The organism is Fodinibacter luteus (assembly GCF_039541575.1).
In the GTDB taxonomy this organism is placed as follows: Bacteria; Actinomycetota; Actinomycetes; order Actinomycetales; family Dermatophilaceae; genus Fodinibacter; species Fodinibacter luteus.
Genome location: NZ_BAABGM010000017.1, coordinates 53,394 through 68,651 on the forward strand (window position 1 = coordinate 53,394; position 15,258 = coordinate 68,651).

Genomic DNA, 15,258 nt, shown 5'->3' on the forward strand with positions numbered 1-15,258 from the left:
GACATGAGTGAGCGGCGCGAGGTCCACACTTCGCTCGACCTGGCTCTGCGGATCGGCGAGATGCTGCTGGCGTCCGGCGCGTCCGCAGCCGACGTGACCTCGGGGATGCTCGCGGTGACCCACGCCTGCGGCGTGCACAACGTCTCGGGGGACGTGACGTTCATCGACCTGACGCTGCGGCACCAGCCGAACGTCGAGGAGCCCGTCGTCATCCAGGTTCGCAGAGTCGCGCGGCGACACCCCGACTATGCCGAGCTGATCGCGGTCGACCGCGTGGTGCGCGAGCTCGTCGCAGGGTCCCTCACCCGCGACCAGGCTCGCGACGAGGTCGCGCGCATCTTGTCCACCGGACGCACCAGGCAGCCCTGGGCGGTGACCCTCGGGTGGGGCGTGATGGGCACCGGCATCGCCCTGACCCTGGGCGGCAACGCAGTGGTCTGCCTCTTGGCGTTTCTGGCAGCCGTGGCCATCGACCGGACGCAGGTCCTGCTGCCCATGTGGCGCATCCCACCGTTCTACCAGCAGGCCGCTGGGGGGTTCGTGGCCACCCTGATCGCGGTGATCGCGGCCGCGACGAGACTCGAGGTCAACCCCTCGCGGGTCGTCACGGCCGGGATCGTCATGCTGCTCGCCGGGGTCGGCATCACGGGGGCGACCCAGGACGCCCTGACCGGCTTCCCGGTCACGGCCACGGCCCGCCTGCTCGACGCGCTGCTCAACACCACCGGCATCATCGCCGGAGTCGGCGCCGGGCTCACCCTCGGCAGCCTGCTGACCGTCGAACTCGGCTCGTTCACCCCCGGCGCCGTCGGACTGGCCGCGGCAGGGGTCACGGTCGTTGGGGCGGCGCTGGCCGCAGCCGGATTCGCCTTCGCCTCCTTCGCGCCGCTGCGGGCGCTGGTGGCCGTCGCCCTGGTCGCCGGGGTCGGTCAGGCGGTCCTGTTGCTGGTGGACGAGGCGAAACTCGGCCGCACCTGGGGAGCTGCGGCCGCAGCGCTCACCATCGGGGCCATCTGCTACGTGGTCTCCGGCCGTTTCCGGGTGCCCCCACTCGTCGTGGTCGTCCCCGCGATCGTTCCGCTCCTCCCGGGCCTGGACATCTACCGAGGACTTGCGCTGTTGGCCACCGGACAGGACGGCGTGCTCCAGCTGGCCACCGCCTTCGCGACCGCCCTGGCTCTGGCGGCCGGGGTGACCCTCGGGCAGTACATCGCGCGCCCGCTCAAGCGAGAAGCCCGACGCCTGGAGACCCGGCTCTCAGGACCGCACCTGGTCGGCCCCTTCCGACACGCGCGCAGGCCGGACATCGCCAGCGCCGATGCCCCCACCGACGCTGCCGAGTAGCCCCTGCGGGCACTCATCCGCAGCGGGCGAGCCGGCAGCCGCACCGCGACGGTTACGGTGTGGATCAGTCGAAGGAGTGCCCATGGCCACGACAGCCCAGCCCGTGCCCCCGCCCTTCACGGCCCACGACTACCGGGGCCGGATGGAGCGCGTCGTCGCGGACGCCGTCGCGGTCGGCCTCGACGGAGGGGTTCTGGTCACACCGGGCCCGGACCTGGTGTGGCTGACGGGGTACCAGCCCACGGCCATCACCGAGCGTCTCACCCTGCTGCTTCTGAGCCCGAACCGGGAGCCGACACTCTTGGCACCGCGGCTCGAACGCCCGGACGTCGAGGCGGCAGCCGGAGCCGCAGCCCTCACAATCTATGACTGGACCGACGGCTCCGACCCCTACGCTGCTGCAGGTGAGTTTCTCGATCCGGTCGGGCGCTACGGCATCTCCGACTCGGCCTGGGCGATGCACCTCCTCGGCCTGCAGGCATTGCTGCCCGCCACACGCTACCGGGCGATGACGCAGTGCCTGCCGATGTTGCGGGCGGTCAAGGACGACGCCGAGCTGGCCCGGCTTGCGGCGGCCGGCGCGGCGGCCGACTCGACCTTCCTCGAGGTAGTCAAGCTCCGCTTCGCCGGGCGACCCGAGACAGAGGTCGCCGCCGATCTGGCCGGGCTGCTGCGCGAGTTCGGGCACGAACAGGTCGACTTCACGGTTGTCGGGTCGGGGCCCAACGGCGCCAACCCGCACCACGAGGCCGGTGAACGGGTCATCCAGGTCGGCGACTCCGTGGTGCTCGACTTCGGCGGACTGATGAACGGCTACGGCTCCGACACCACGCGTACGGTCAGCGTTGGTGAGCCCAGTGCCGAGCTGGTGCGGGTGCACGGCATCGTCCGCGAGGCGCAGCAGGCGGCGTTCGAGGCGGTCCGGCCCGGCCTGCCCTGCCAGGAGATCGACCGGGTCGCCCGGGCCGTCATCACCGCTGCCGGGTACGGCGACCAGTTCATCCACCGCACCGGTCACGGCATCGGAGTGACCACCCACGAGCCCCCCTACATAGTGGAGGGCGAGCAGCAGCTCCTGCTGCCGGGGATGTGCTTCTCCATCGAGCCGGGCATCTACCTGAGCGGGCGCTTCGGCGTGCGGATAGAGGACATCGTCACGGTGACGACCGAGGGCGGTCTCAGGCTGAACACCACCGACCACGGGCTCGCAGTCGTGTCCTAGGGCCGATGCGCTGAACCTCGGTCGGGGCCTTCGGATCGGGCGCCAGGACGGTGCCCGACCGTCACCCGCTCAGGGTGATACGTAGTCCCGCCCCCGCACCTAGCGTCGGCGTAGAACGTTGGTGCACCACTGTCACGACAGGAGTTGACCGCGATGTCGGCACGCGAGCACGTCGAGCAAGGACTGGGGCACCTTGGTGCCCGGGCCGTCACCGCCGCGTCACCGGATCGGGCGGACGCAGCATGAGTGCCGCCGACGTGCCCGCGACCCCTTCCGCCGCTGCCCCGCGCACGCGGGCCCCTTCGGCAGCCTTCATCTCGTGGGCGGCGTTGGCCATGATGACCACCAGCTCGGTGGCCAGCCTGCGTTCAGCGCCGACCATGGCCGTCTACGGCCTGGCTGCCGTGTTCCTCTACATCGTTCCGGCCATCGTCTTCCTGCTCCCGACCTCACTGGTCTCCGCAGAACTTGCGTCCGGCTGGAACGGCGGCATCTACAAGTGGGTGTCGGAGGGCATCTCCAAGCCCATGGGCTTCCTCGCGGTCTGGTGTCAGTTCGCGATGACGATCTTCTACTACCCCACCCTGCTGGGCTTCGTCGCCAGCACCCTGGCGTACGTCATCAACCCCGAGCTCGCCGACAACGGCGTCTGGACGGCGCTGATCATCGTGGTCGTCTACTGGACAGGCGTCTGGGTCTCGTCCCGCGGCACCAAGGGCATCGCAGGCCTGGCCAGCGGTGGGCTGATCATCGGCACCCTCATCCCCGGGATCATCCTCGTCACACTCGGAGTCATCTTCCTCGGCCAGGGCAACGAGTCCGCGGCCCCCATGGACGCCGACCACATCCTGCCCACCTGGGCGGGTCTGGCCAGCCTCGTGCTCATCGTCAACAACTTCCTGTCGTACTCCGGCATGGAGATGAACGCCGTGCACGTGTCGTCGCTGCGCAACCCCGCCAAGGAGTTCCCGCGCGCGATGTTCACGGCCATGGCACTGGTCCTGATGATCTTCATCCTGCCGGCCCTGGCCATCAGCTGGTTCGTGCCGGCGGAGGAGCTCTCGCTGACAGCGGGCATCATGCAGGCGTTCGAGGCGGTCTTCGCCAACTTCGGTCTCAGCTGGCTCACACCGATCATCGGCATCATGCTCGTGGCAGCCTCCCTGGGCGGGATGCTGACCTGGCTGGCCGGGCCGTCGAAGGGACTGTTGCTGATCTCCCGGCAGGAGGGATACCTTCCCCCGTTCCTGCAGAAGCTCAACAAGAACGGTGTGCAGCAGAACATCCTGGTCACCCAGGGCGTGGTCACCACCTTCATCGCCCTCGGCTACGCCCTGATCCCCTCCGTGTCGAGTGCGTACTGGATCTTCTCGGTGATCACGACGCAGGTCTACCTGATCATGTACCTGCTCATGTTCGTCGCTGCGGTCCGTCTGCGCCGCAACCAGCCCGACCACCCGCGTGGGTTCCGCGCGCCGATCCTGGTCTCACTGTGCGGTGTCGGCTTCGCCGCCTCCCTCGCGGCCCTGCTGGTCGGATTCATTCCGCCGTCGCAGTTCAGCAACGGCAACTCCGGGGTGTACATCTTCATCGTCGCCGGTGGGGCTCTGGGGTTGGGGCTCCTCGTGCCCTACCTGTTCTACAGGTCCCGCAAGCCGTCGTGGAAGCAGCCCGATGAGTCGCAGCCGGATGAGCCGCAGCCCACGCAGGAGGTGAGCTCGTGATGACCACGAACCTCGAGACCCAGAGCGATGAGGAGCGGCGCTACCTCTACGTCGGGGTGACCGTGGCCCTGGTCGTGCTGGTCGTCACCTCGCTGCTCATGTTCAGGTCGGCCTCGTCGTCGCAGGCTGCCCAGGACAAGGCAGCCCAGCTCATCACCGAGATCGAGAGCGCCGGGGCACGCGCACCGTCGAGCGAGGTGATCGTGCGACTGCTCGGCGATGACGGCGGTGCCGTGTGCGCAGATCCCAACGGCTCACTCAGCCGGGCTGTGCTGTTGTCGCAGCTGTCCACCGGTGCGGGTGGCCCGGGGTCGAGGCCGATCATCGCGGACAGCCGGGTGGTCCAGGGTCAGCTGCGCATCATCAAGGTCTACTGCCCGGACGAGCTCGCCGAGTTCCAGGAGTTCGTCGACGACCTCAAGTTCGACGACGACGTGGCAGGAAACTGACCGATGACGAGTGGCACGGACCTCGCTGCGCGCATCGATGCGCTGATGCCCCAGGCCCGCGAAGAGCTCGCCGAGCTCGTCGCGCTGCGATCCGTCGCGGACCCGCGCCAGTTCCCCGCGGAGGAGTGCGAGCGCGCCGCCCAGTGGGTGCTCGAGCGCTTCGCGGCCGTCGGGTTCGACGATGCCCGCCTCGTGGAGACCGCTGACGGGAGCATGGCTGTCGTCGGGTCCCGACCCTGCGGGAACCCCGACGCTCCCACCGTCCTGCTCTACGCGCACTACGACGTCCAGCCCCCCCTCGACGAGGCGGCCTGGCGCACGCCGCCGTTCGAGCTGACCGAGGTCGACGGCCGCTGGTACGGCCGCGGTGCGGCGGACTGCAAGGGCAACATCCTCATGCACCTCACGGCTCTGCGAGCCCTCGACGGCCAGGTGCCCGTCAACCTCAAGCTCGTCGTCGAGGGCTCCGAGGAGCAAGGCACCGGAGGTCTCGAGGCCTTCGTCCCGCAGGACCCCGACCTCCTGCGGGCCGACACGATCCTGGTGTGCGACACCGGGAACGCCGCCGTTGGCGAGCCCGCGGCCACGATCAGCCTGAGAGGGATGGTCAACGTCGTCGTCAGCGTGGAGGCGTTGGGATCCGAGTTGCACTCCGGCATGTTCGGGGGAGCCGCGCCCGACGCCCTCGCCGCGCTGGTGGCCATGCTCGCCACGCTTCGCGACGCCCGAGGTAACACGACGGTCACCGGCCTGGACACCACTCAGACCTGGACCGGCGCACCCTACCCACCGGAGCAGTTCCGGGCCGATGCCGGTGTCGTCGACGGAGCCCAGCTGCTCGGTGACGGTAGCGTGTCCGACATGTTGTGGGCCCGGCCGGCCGTGACGGTGATCGGGATCGACTGCCCACCCGTCGTGGGGTCCGCATCCGCGATCGTGCCGCGGGCTGCCGCCCGCCTGAACCTTCGCATCCCACCGGGGACGACCCCCGAGGAGGCCTACGTCGCCATCGGCCAGCACCTCACCGCGGCGACGCCCTGGGGCGTCACGTCGACCGTCGAGCTCGAAGCGGCCGGTTCGCCGTTCCGGGCGGAGGTGGACGGTCCGGCATACGCCGCCATGGCCGCCGCCCTGGAGGAGGCCTTCGGTGTGCCCATGGCCGCTCTCGGCCAAGGCGGGTCCATCCCGCTGTGCAACGTCTTCGCGGACACCTACCCCGACGCCGAGATCATCCTCATGGGCGTCGAGGAACCAGCCGCGATGATCCACGCCCCGAACGAGAGCGTGCACCCGAGTGAGATCTCGGCAATGGCCCTCGCCGAGGCACTCTTCCTGCAGCGCTACCAGATTCCTCATCCCAGCTGATTGCTGAGGCCCGCTGGGCTCACCAGGCGCACCGACACCAAGACCCATCACCGGGGCGCCGTCGTCGCCCCGACCAACCACCGAACGGAGCACCCCAGGATGTCCGACGACACTCCCAACGAGTTCACTGCCGAGCTCGCCGCTGTGAGCGACGGCGCGAGGACGCTGTTCATCGCGGACTTCAGTGACACCGGCACGGCTCTGGAGGCCTATGAGGCCCTGAAGTCGCTTGAGGACGGGCGGCACTTCGCCATCGACGGGGTCGTCGTGGTCAACCGCGACGCAGAAGGAAAGCTCGAGATCCAGAAGGCCACCGACCACTCCACCAAGAGCGGTATGAAGTGGGGGATCGTGGGTGGCGCCGTCCTCGGTCTGGTCTTCCCGCCGTCGATCATCGGCAGCGCGGCTGCGCTCGGCGCGGGTGGCGCAGCGCTGGGCAAGGCCTCGCAGCTGCACCACAAGGTCGGGCTGGAGAAGGACCTCGAGAACGCGGTGGCCCCCGGGCACTCCGGCATCGTCGCCCTCGTCTCCGACCCCGGTGCCATGGAGATCCGCAACGCCCTGGCCAGGGCCAACGGCATCGTGGAGTCGGCGGTGAGCGACGTCGTCGCCAAGGACATCCGCGCGATCGCGGACGAGGTCGAGAAGGGGTGAACGCGGCGGTCCCCGGATCGCTGGCGTGACACGTCCACCACAGTACTGTCCTGCTGTGGACACACCACCGGTCCTATGCCGATCCCGGAGGCTGGTGGACCCGCCGGCCGGCTCAGTCGCCAAGGTTGACCGCCGCACACCACGAGAAGGCGACCAATGACACGGACACCAATTGATCAACTATGCCCTGTCGACTACCTCGTCGTCGAGTTCCCAGTAGGGAAGAGCACCTTCAGCGGTGAGATGGCGACCGAGCTGGTGTCCTTGGTGGAGGCCGGGACCATTCGCTTGATCGACGTGTTGATCCTGACGAAGGATCAGAACGGTACGGTCGAGGCAACGGAGTTCGCGGACCTCGATGACCTCGGACCGCTGCAGGTGCTCGAGACCGAACTGGCAGGGCTGCTCGCAGAGGACGACGTCATTCATCTCGCTGCTTCGATGGACCCAGGAAGCACGGCGGGGGTGCTCATCTGGGAGAACCTTTGGGCGGCCCCGTTCGCCTCCGCCGCACGGCGTGCCGGCGGCCAGATCTTCGCCGATGGCCGCATCCCGATCCAAGCGATCATCGCGTCTATCGAGGCCGACGACACCTCGCGTCCGGAAGGAGTCTGACATGCCGCTCAGACCAGCTCGCGTAGGACGGTCGGCGTCATTGGTCATCCCGTTGCAAAGACTGCTGTGGTCGCCAAGGCCGTCACGCCCGGCCCCTCCCCGGTGGCTAAGGCGGCCGTTGTCGCAGCCGTCATCACACCGCGACGGCGCATCTACGTGCCTCGAGCCAGGCGCCCACGCGTGGGCGCCTGGTGGCGCGGAGGGGGCCGTGGGCAAGCCAGCAGGAGGACCCACCTCGTCGCCAGGTGACCGGACGAGACCCGCACCCACGTCTCCAGCAATCAAGTTGCTGCTCATGTAGTTCGTCCACCGGGCAACGCTAAAGGACCCAGCTCCGCCGACACCCTGTCCGAGCGCGGGTGTGACGTCGAGTTTGCCAGCATCGGGTTCCCTGACCAGAGATAGGCGAAGCGGTTCTCGGAGTTCCCGATGCCACGACCGCTGCGGGAGGCCTCGGCATGCTCCCGGCAGAGCTCCGAGGCACGTCGGGAAGGATCGAGATCCCATCGTCGGTGACCGCGGTGGGGTACGACCTCGTCATCATTTGTTCAGCGGCGTGGTGGCCCTCCCAACGTGCCATTTCGGTCCTACCTGGAGCCCGCGACCGCGGGCACGGTGACGGCCCTCACCCTTCTCGCCGCAGCATGAACGAGTCTGCCGAGGCCCATTGGGCCACCGCCCGCCGTCTCGCTGCTGCATGGGGAGCGCGGGAGCTTCGCCATCCGATCGTCCTCTCGCAACGGGCGGCGGGCGGGAACGTCAAGGGGTGCCAAGGCCATGCGATGGTTCGGCCATTTGTGAGAGTCGTCTGGCGATCTCGGCGGGACGGTCGTCGGCAACGTGCTGATAGCGCATCGCCATCGCAGAGGTGGAGTGCCCGAGGCGGTCCATGAGCTCGCGTGTGGTGGCTCCTGCTTGGGCAGCGAGCGTGGCTCCGGTGTGGCGCAGGTCGTGCCATCGCAGGTCCGGGCGACCGGCGGCGGCGCGGGCGGGCCGGTAGACCTTGTAGAGGCTGCCGTGGTGCATGTGCTGGCCGTCGGTGTTGGGGAAGACCAAGCCGTCCGAGCCCTTGCGCGCGAACCGGTCGAGGTGGTGTCGGATGTCGGGGAGCAGGTGAGGCGGGATGCTCACGTCCCGGATCCCGGCATCCGACTTGGGGGTGCCGACGTGCGCCTGACCGTTGGGCCACGTCACTGCGCGGCGCACTCGGATGACACCGTGGCGTAGGTCGATGTCCTTGCGGCGCAGCTCGGTGAGCTCACCGAACCGGATGGCGCACCAGGCGGCCAGCTGAACCATCAGCCGGTAGCGCTCGGGCATGCTGGCGGCGATCTGCCCGATCTCCTCGACGGTGGCCGGGCGCATGCCTGAGCGTCCCGCAGGTCGGCCTCCGCCACGGATGCGGCAGGGGTTGGTGGCCAGTAGCTCTTCTTCCACAGCGGTGTTCAGGATGGTGCGCAACAGGGCGTACGTGTGGGCTCGAGCCGTCGGTCGCTCCGGACCCCACGCGGCGTGCCAGGTACGGACGTCGTCCCGGGTGATCGTGTCGAGCCGGCTGTGCCCGAACGTGGTGACGAGGACCTCGATCAGTCGGGCGTACTCCACCCGGGTGCGTGGCTTGAGCTCACGCCTCCCCAGCCAGGCGCGGGCGTAGTCGTCGAAACGCGGACGCGGTGCGATGGCGGTCGGGGCGGGTCGCCATCGGCCTTCGGTGATCGCAGCGGACTGCATGCTCAGCCACGCCTCCGCATCCCCCTTGGTCTGGAAGGTGGTGGGCGCGATGTGACGGTCACCGTCGGGTCCGAGATAGCTCGCCTGGTAGCGCCGGGAAGGCAGCCTGCGCAGGTGGCCGAAGCCGCGTCGCCGTCCGGCTGTTCGCGCCCTGGTGCGTGCCTTCGGGGCCGCGGAAAAAAGCTCGCCGCTGGGGGAGTGGGGGAGCGCAGACGCTGGCATTGGGACCCCTTCCGTGCAACATACGTGCAACAACGAATGTCTTTTCCTGGCCAGTCGTGTCCACCCGTGTCACCCGACCGCCTTGGTATCTGTGCAGGTCAGACTACCAATGATGGCAGAAACGGCTCGTCCGAGGCTTGCTGGAGATGGCCCCGAAAACAAGTTCAAATCCTGTCAGCCCGACAGATGAAAGAGCAGGTCATCCCTGTAGGAGCGGGGCTGGTCAAGAGTGTGGTGGTTCCATTTTGGGCTGGTCCGGGCCGTTGCAGGCATGACTTGGTGGGCGTCGGGGTCAAGGCTCGAGCGGAGCTCGACCGCGTAGCGGGCGGAGGGCCTTGAGGCCGGCGCCCGGCGAGTCGACGATGTGGACGGCGGACAGCCGGGAGTGGTTGTCTGGTGCCGGGTTCTCCTGGTGGGTCGCAGTGGTGGGACGTCGTTCCTCGTCAGTCCTGATGCGGTGCGGGTGGACTAGCCCTGGTGGGTGTCAGTCATCCCTTCACCACCATGGCCGGTGGCATGACGTGGTGCGTGGTGTCTTGGCCGGTGTGGTCAATCAGAGAGCGCGACCGCGCCGAACGGTCCGGGGGTCATGACCTGCACGACCCAGCACCGGCCAAGAAGCCTGTTGGTGGTTCATGCCGCGCCCGGTGGGTCAGGGCGCGCACGTGCCCGTCGCGCAGGCCGTAGTAGACGTGCTCGACCTGGCGGCGAGCGGCCGCGACGGTGCCGATGTTCCGGGCCCCGCTTGATGGCGACTCGTTCGCGCAGCGGGCCCACCCCGGTGTGCGGTCCGAGTCGCTTGACGGACTCGATCGCGGCCCAGCGCACCAGTCTGGAGCCCTGCTTGGTGATCCGGCCACGGTGCACGTGGGTGTCGGACTCACGGTGCTTGGGAGTCAACCTCATCATCGTCGGGCTCTTCGTGCTGGATGGTTCCGAGCGCACCATTTGGTTCCTGGTGTGGGTCCCCCTTGCTTGCTGATATCGGTGCTCATGGACTACTTGGTGTGGAACCGCCCGGGACGCGACCAGCGGCTTAGCAGGACCGCGACCGACCGCGCTACGGGGAGTGACCTTTCACGAGTCGACCTTCCGCCCTTCGCGACTTGCGTCTATGCGCCGCCTGGCGCCGCACTTGCACCCTTCCGCTCCTGTGCCGACGATGAGGGATGCGATACCTGGAGCTCCGTCGGCATACCGACAACGACGGCGACGACCTGACTGCGCGGGGTGTGGCGGAGGCTGAAGCCATCGGCCGCAAGGAGTTGCGGCCGCCGTACGCCGCATTCATCTCTTCGGGCGCGGCTCGCGCGACCCAGATGGTCACCCTCCTTCGTCACGCCGCCGGGCAGGACGACGTCGTGATCCACGAGGTGCCGGGGCTGCGGTCGACCGTCGAGGACCGATGGCGAGCCGCGGCCAAGGCCGCCGGCAAGGGCGCCACTGTTGAGCAGATCCGACGCGTCGATCCGGACCTGGTCGAGCATGAGGAACGCCTCCTGGGGTCGGCGCTACGTGGGATCGTCGACTCACTTCCCGATGGTGGTAGGGCGCTGGTCGTCGGCCACAGCCCGACGAACGAAGCCGCTGTGGCCGCCCTGACAGGTCACACGGTCAAGCCGCTGGGCAAGGGCGCCGGCGTTCTGCTCGTCGAAGACGGTGGCAGGTTCACCGTCAACCCGCTGTAGAGAGGCCCCCTGACCCCGGGCACGGAAGCCACGCGGCGGCATGCTCGAGCTCCCGGTGAATCGCACGCCGATGCGCGTCATAGCCGCGTTCGCTCTCCACGATCTGCGGCAGAACGGGACGGTCGCGTCATTCGGTGAAGACAGACCAGCAGATGGCATCTCGTCGCGCTTGGTCCTCGAGGACCAGAGACCGGATCGACGAGTCGAGCTGGCGGCGTTGCCAGTCGCGCTCGGTGCGACCGGCGATCGGGACGCCGGGGTTTGCTGCGCGCACGGCCTTGATGGCATAGGCGGCGGCGCCAAGATCATGTTCGGCCACGTGGCCCACACAGGCAGCCTGACCGGCGGCATACGCGGCGTAGCGGGGTGCTTTGTGGAGCCGGCGAGCTGCGCCCATGGCGTGTCCGCCCAACGCGCGAGCGTCCATCATCGACATCTCGTCGCGGGCCCAGGCCCGGGCCGCCTCGATCGCCTCTCGCGGTCGAGGGTCCGACCCCTGCGCGTCCTCGAAGAGGTGGAGGACGTGCTCGGCGCACGTGGCAGCCCACAGTGCCAGGCGTCGATGGTCTGCGTCGGTGAGAGTCCCCCCGCGGCGAATAGTCACCAGTCGGGGGTCGCGGACCTTCGGCAAGATCATCCGACCAGCCTGCCACTCCATGCGCGTTCGACCGCTGTGCACCGCACGGCCCGTGGCATGAGTGCGGCCACCGAGGTGCGTCACGACCGCGTGCGGACGAGGGGAGAGGGGACATGAGGGCACGTCGTGCTTCTTGAGGCGCGCCAGGACTGAACGCGAACAAGGATCCTCGGTGGTGGCACCCGATTTCTGGCCGCCTGAGTGGAGCTCCCGCTTCACTCGGCCGTGACGGCGAACCAGCGACCTTCGGGGTCCGCGAACGCGAAGCTCTGCGTGCCCCCGTGATCGCCCACCTCGCTCGCCTGCACACCACAACCCAGGAGGTCGGCGCGCGTGGCATCCAGGTCGTCGACCGCGAAAGCGATCGAGGGTGTCGCAAGGTCGAGTCCGTCCGGGTTCTCCTTCATCAGCTCGAGAGGCACGAGCTCGAACGCGAACGGCTGGTTGGCAAACCCGACCTGCACGATCGTGAACGCGCCCGCCTCGGTGCGCCGCTTCTCGACCATCCCGATCTGGTCGACCCAGAACCTGCGGCACACTTCCGCATCATTCACATACAGGACGACATATCCGACTCTCATCTGCGACCCCTGAGCCATGCACGGACGTGGACGCTGGCGCACTCAGCGAGTCTAACCGTGCCCACGTGCCGGCAATCCGCGTCGAGTGCCGGAGGGATGCGCAGCCGCCGTCGGGCGCGCCTCTTGGCGGTCTCCGACGAAGGGCGCGCCCGACTGTTCTGGAAGCCTTCGCCGATGCTGCCGCGATTCGCAAGAGTGCGTAGCCGCGTGGCGCTGCAGGAAGCGCCAGGTGGGTGGCAGTCCGCGGGCCGCTGAAGCGTGGGTCGAGCCGCCGGCGAGCGCTGGTTCATTTGGTGAGTGCTGGCGGGTCGAGCGCGGCGTTGATTCGCTCCGCGTCAGCTACCAAGCTGCCGTCCTCTACGGCTCTGGCGATGGTTCCGTCTCAGAGCCTTTCGCCGCGCACGACGGCGGTGATCAATCGCATTGCGTGTGTGACCGGGCTTTGGGCAACCCTGCACCGCGTGGGTATCGCCGAGACCCGTTCCAACTCATCCAGTCGAACACGGCTGGGCGTTGACGGCGCGCAGCGCAGCGAGTAACTCCTCAACTGATTCTTCGTAGTTCGGGCACGACAGCACCAGCGGGTCCGCGGTTGTCCCTGTGCCCGCCATCGGCGACCAGGTCACGGGGGCCGGGTCAGCCGCGGTGCGGCTCTTCATGGCCTGGATGGCGGCTCGAAGCCCGTTCGCGGGCCGCCGGGGTGGCCCGCAACAGGACGGTATTCAGCTTCTCGTCTTCAGGGTGCGGCGCTGAGCGGGCCGGCACCCAAGGGTTGAGCGGGGTGTCATCCGCGACGTACAGCGGGTGGCGTGGTTCGCCTCACTGCGTGACGCCCAGACACGGTCCTGCACTAGCGCTGCTCCCGAGCTGGGGCGCGAGCCCGGTGTCGTACCGGCCGGTCGGCACAGGGCATGTCGCGTGAGGCGTAAGGCGGGGCATCCTGAGCTCCCCTAAGGGTCGACGGCCCTCCCCGGCCGGGCGGGCCACGAGCGACGCGGTGGCAAGTGACCCGCAGCGACGGTGGCTATTGACAGCACCAAGGCAGAGGCGGGACGCCTTCACAGCTCCTCTGGTTTTGATTGGGTTGTCGGAGTAGCGTCGCAACCCGGGCCAGAACATGGGCCCAACCAGGAGGTGGACGGTGAAGAAGTTCCTCGCTGCGATCGTCGCTGCATCGGCGATGCTGCTGTTCCCGGCGTCGGCACACGCGATCACCGACGGCTTTCCCGACGAGGAGAATACGTACCCGTTCGTCGGGCTCCTCGCCTTCCATGACGCCGACGGCGAGTACATACATCGCTGCTCGGGCACGCTCCTCTCGCCGACGATCGTCCTGACGGCGGCTCACTGCACCGAGGGCACGTCAATGGTGTACGCGTACTTCTCGTACCAAGTGCCCGACGACTTCCGGACGAACCCGTCGGGGATCGAGGGCACGCCCTACACGCACCCCGATCACCGCTTCCCTCGCAACGACATCGGGGTGGTGGTCCTGGATGATCCCGTCCTGCTGGCCACGTACCCGGTCCTACCGACGGAAGGATTCCTGAGCGAACTCAAGGCGGCCGGCGACATCCGGGACGACACCTTCGTGAACGTGGGGTACGGAGTCCTGAACGGGCCGACGCCGCCGAACCTCGTGCCCAACGAGGATCGCTACTGGTCGACTTCTCCGTACAGCGGCCTGACGCAGAACAGCCTCCGGCTACTGATGAACCACAGCGCCACCGCGCAGGGCGGGACCTGTGGCGGTGATTCGGGCGGACCGCACTTCTGGGAGGACACGCTCATCCTCGTGTCGGTAACCAGCTGGGGTGACCCGAACTGCGTCTCGATCGACATGACGCAGCGGGTCGACCTGGCGTCCGTCCTCGACTGGCTCGAGAGCAAGTTCGGGCTGGCGCCACCGGCCTGAGGCCGTCTGCGAGCCGATATCGGGCCGACCCTGGGCCAGGCCGAGCGCCGTTCTGAAGACGTACGTTCCGCCTCCGTGGACGTGCCTCGGGGTCGCCGAGGGGCAGGTTCTAACGAGGCGCCCATCGCGTGTCTCGCGAGCTCCTTCGGGCACCTCGATGGAGAGCAACCGGTGCCAGCCGTCCCTGCTGACGACACTGCACTCGTCAGACCTAGATCGCGGCTGGGATGCCGTCGGAGCACACCTCGGGCGGGTCCGGGAGCGGCGGCGACAACCCCGCGCGGGAGTTCACTCGTGCTCTGGCTCGGAGCTATTCCGCCCTTGGTCACTTCGTCTTCCTGCCCCGCGGGCGGCACTTGACGTCCGGGCCTCTGCCGTGGTGCCGTCTATGGCCACCGAATCGCTCATGGCAAGTCCGGCCCGGGAGAGCCGCCGACCCGCTAGTGTGTTGCACCGGAAGTTCGCAAGATAAATTGTAGAATCGGGTGTGGCGAGAACAGGTCGACCCAAGGCCGAGCTGGTCCTCAGTGATGAGGAGCGGGCGCAGCTGGTGCGGTGGTCGCGGCGGGCGAAGTCGTCTCAGTCGTTGGCGCTGCGGTCCAAGATCGTGTTGGCCTGCGCTGACGGTCTGGACAACAAAGCCGTTGCGGCGAAGCTGAACTGCGTGCCGGCGACGGTGGGCAAGTGGCGCGCCAGGTTCGTGACCGACCGGCTCGACGGGCTGATGGACGAGGCCCGCCCGGGCCGGCCGCCGTCGATCACCGTCGACCAGGTCGAGGACGTCGTGGTCGCCACGCTGGAGTCGACCCCGGCGAACGCGACGCACTGGTCTCGGGCGTCGATGGCTCAGCGCACCGGGCTGTCCAAGACCACGATCGGGCGGATCTGGAAGGCGTTCGACCTCAAACCGCACCGGGCGGACACGTTCAAGCTGTCCAAGGACCCGCTGTTCGTGGAGAAGGTCTACGACGTGGTCGGGCTGTACCTGGATCCGCCCGAGAGCGCCGTCGTGCTCTGCGTGGACGAGAAGAGCCAGGTCCAGGCACTGTCCCGGTCCGCACCGGTGCTGCCGATGATGCCCGGCATGCCCGAGAAGCGCACCCACGACTAC

Annotated in this window: 13 protein-coding genes and 1 pseudogene; 10 read left to right on the plus strand and 4 right to left on the minus strand. The window is 68.3% G+C overall.

Features of this window, described 5'->3' with window-relative positions:
* Positions 1-3: 3 nt before the first annotated feature.
* The 7 genes from ABD899_RS14370 to ABD899_RS14400 all read left to right on the plus strand — a co-directional run bounded on the left by ABD899_RS14370 (position 4) and on the right by ABD899_RS14400 (position 7,373).
* Positions 4-1,344 carry a threonine/serine exporter family protein gene (locus ABD899_RS14370; protein WP_345207203.1) on the plus strand — a complete coding sequence of 447 codons (1,341 nt, stop codon included), beginning with the start codon at positions 4-6 and terminating at the stop codon, positions 1,342-1,344.
* A gap of 142 nt (positions 1,345-1,486) precedes the next feature.
* Positions 1,487-2,566: a M24 family metallopeptidase gene (locus ABD899_RS14375; RefSeq protein WP_345207205.1), complete on the plus strand. Its 1,080-nt coding sequence runs from the start codon at positions 1,487-1,489 to the stop codon at positions 2,564-2,566.
* A 242-nt stretch (positions 2,567-2,808) separates the two neighbouring features.
* Positions 2,809-4,290 carry a glutamate/gamma-aminobutyrate antiporter GadC gene (gene gadC / locus ABD899_RS14380; protein ID WP_345207207.1) on the plus strand — a complete coding sequence of 494 codons (1,482 nt, stop codon included), beginning with the start codon at positions 2,809-2,811 and terminating at the stop codon, positions 4,288-4,290.
* Complete coding sequence (locus tag ABD899_RS14385; protein ID WP_345207208.1) at positions 4,290-4,739, plus strand: hypothetical protein; 450 nt, start codon at positions 4,290-4,292, stop codon at positions 4,737-4,739. Before gadC ends, ABD899_RS14385 begins: the two co-directional genes overlap by 1 nt.
* A gap of 3 nt (positions 4,740-4,742) precedes the next feature.
* On the plus strand, positions 4,743-6,104 hold the full coding sequence (locus ABD899_RS14390) for a dipeptidase (protein ID WP_345207210.1): 1,362 nt from the start codon (positions 4,743-4,745) through the stop codon (positions 6,102-6,104).
* A gap of 99 nt (positions 6,105-6,203) precedes the next feature.
* A complete protein-coding gene (locus ABD899_RS14395; RefSeq protein ID WP_345207212.1) occupies positions 6,204-6,758 on the plus strand; it encodes a DUF1269 domain-containing protein in 555 nt (184 codons plus the stop codon).
* Positions 6,759-6,914: 156 nt separating this feature from the next.
* The gene (locus ABD899_RS14400) at positions 6,915-7,373 is read left to right on the plus strand and encodes a DUF6325 family protein (RefSeq protein WP_345207214.1); all 459 of its coding nucleotides are present in this window, start codon (positions 6,915-6,917) and stop codon (positions 7,371-7,373) included.
* 759 nt (positions 7,374-8,132) lie between these two features.
* On the opposite strand, the gene ABD899_RS14405 is transcribed toward ABD899_RS14400, so the two are convergent.
* Together ABD899_RS14405 and ABD899_RS19020 are read right to left on the minus strand one after the other, a co-directional pair.
* Positions 8,133-8,834 (minus strand): tyrosine-type recombinase/integrase, encoded by a 702-nt coding sequence (locus ABD899_RS14405; protein WP_345207216.1) that lies wholly within the window; start codon positions 8,832-8,834, stop codon positions 8,133-8,135.
* 261 nt (positions 8,835-9,095) lie between these two features.
* Positions 9,096-9,326, minus strand: a pseudogene (locus ABD899_RS19020) (hypothetical protein); the annotation flags it as partial.
* Positions 9,327-10,495: 1,169 nt separating this feature from the next.
* Here ABD899_RS19020 and ABD899_RS14410 point away from each other — a divergent pair.
* Positions 10,496-11,014, plus strand: coding sequence for a histidine phosphatase family protein (locus tag ABD899_RS14410; RefSeq protein WP_345207218.1), 519 nt, complete (start codon positions 10,496-10,498; stop codon positions 11,012-11,014).
* A gap of 127 nt (positions 11,015-11,141) precedes the next feature.
* On the opposite strand, the gene ABD899_RS14415 is transcribed toward ABD899_RS14410, so the two are convergent.
* Complete coding sequence (locus ABD899_RS14415; RefSeq protein WP_345207220.1) at positions 11,142-11,651, minus strand: putative immunity protein; 510 nt, start codon at positions 11,649-11,651, stop codon at positions 11,142-11,144.
* 215 nt (positions 11,652-11,866) lie between these two features.
* The gene (locus tag ABD899_RS14420) at positions 11,867-12,274 is read right to left on the minus strand and encodes a VOC family protein (RefSeq protein ID WP_345207222.1); all 408 of its coding nucleotides are present in this window, start codon (positions 12,272-12,274) and stop codon (positions 11,867-11,869) included.
* A 1,099-nt stretch (positions 12,275-13,373) separates the two neighbouring features.
* On the opposite strand from ABD899_RS14420, the gene ABD899_RS14425 reads away from it, so the two are divergent.
* Complete coding sequence (locus tag ABD899_RS14425) at positions 13,374-14,147, plus strand: trypsin-like serine protease (protein WP_345207224.1); 774 nt, start codon at positions 13,374-13,376, stop codon at positions 14,145-14,147.
* A 472-nt stretch (positions 14,148-14,619) separates the two neighbouring features.
* Positions 14,620-15,258 (plus strand): IS630 family transposase (locus tag ABD899_RS14430; protein WP_345207230.1); only part of this gene is annotated, 639 nt, incomplete at its 3' end.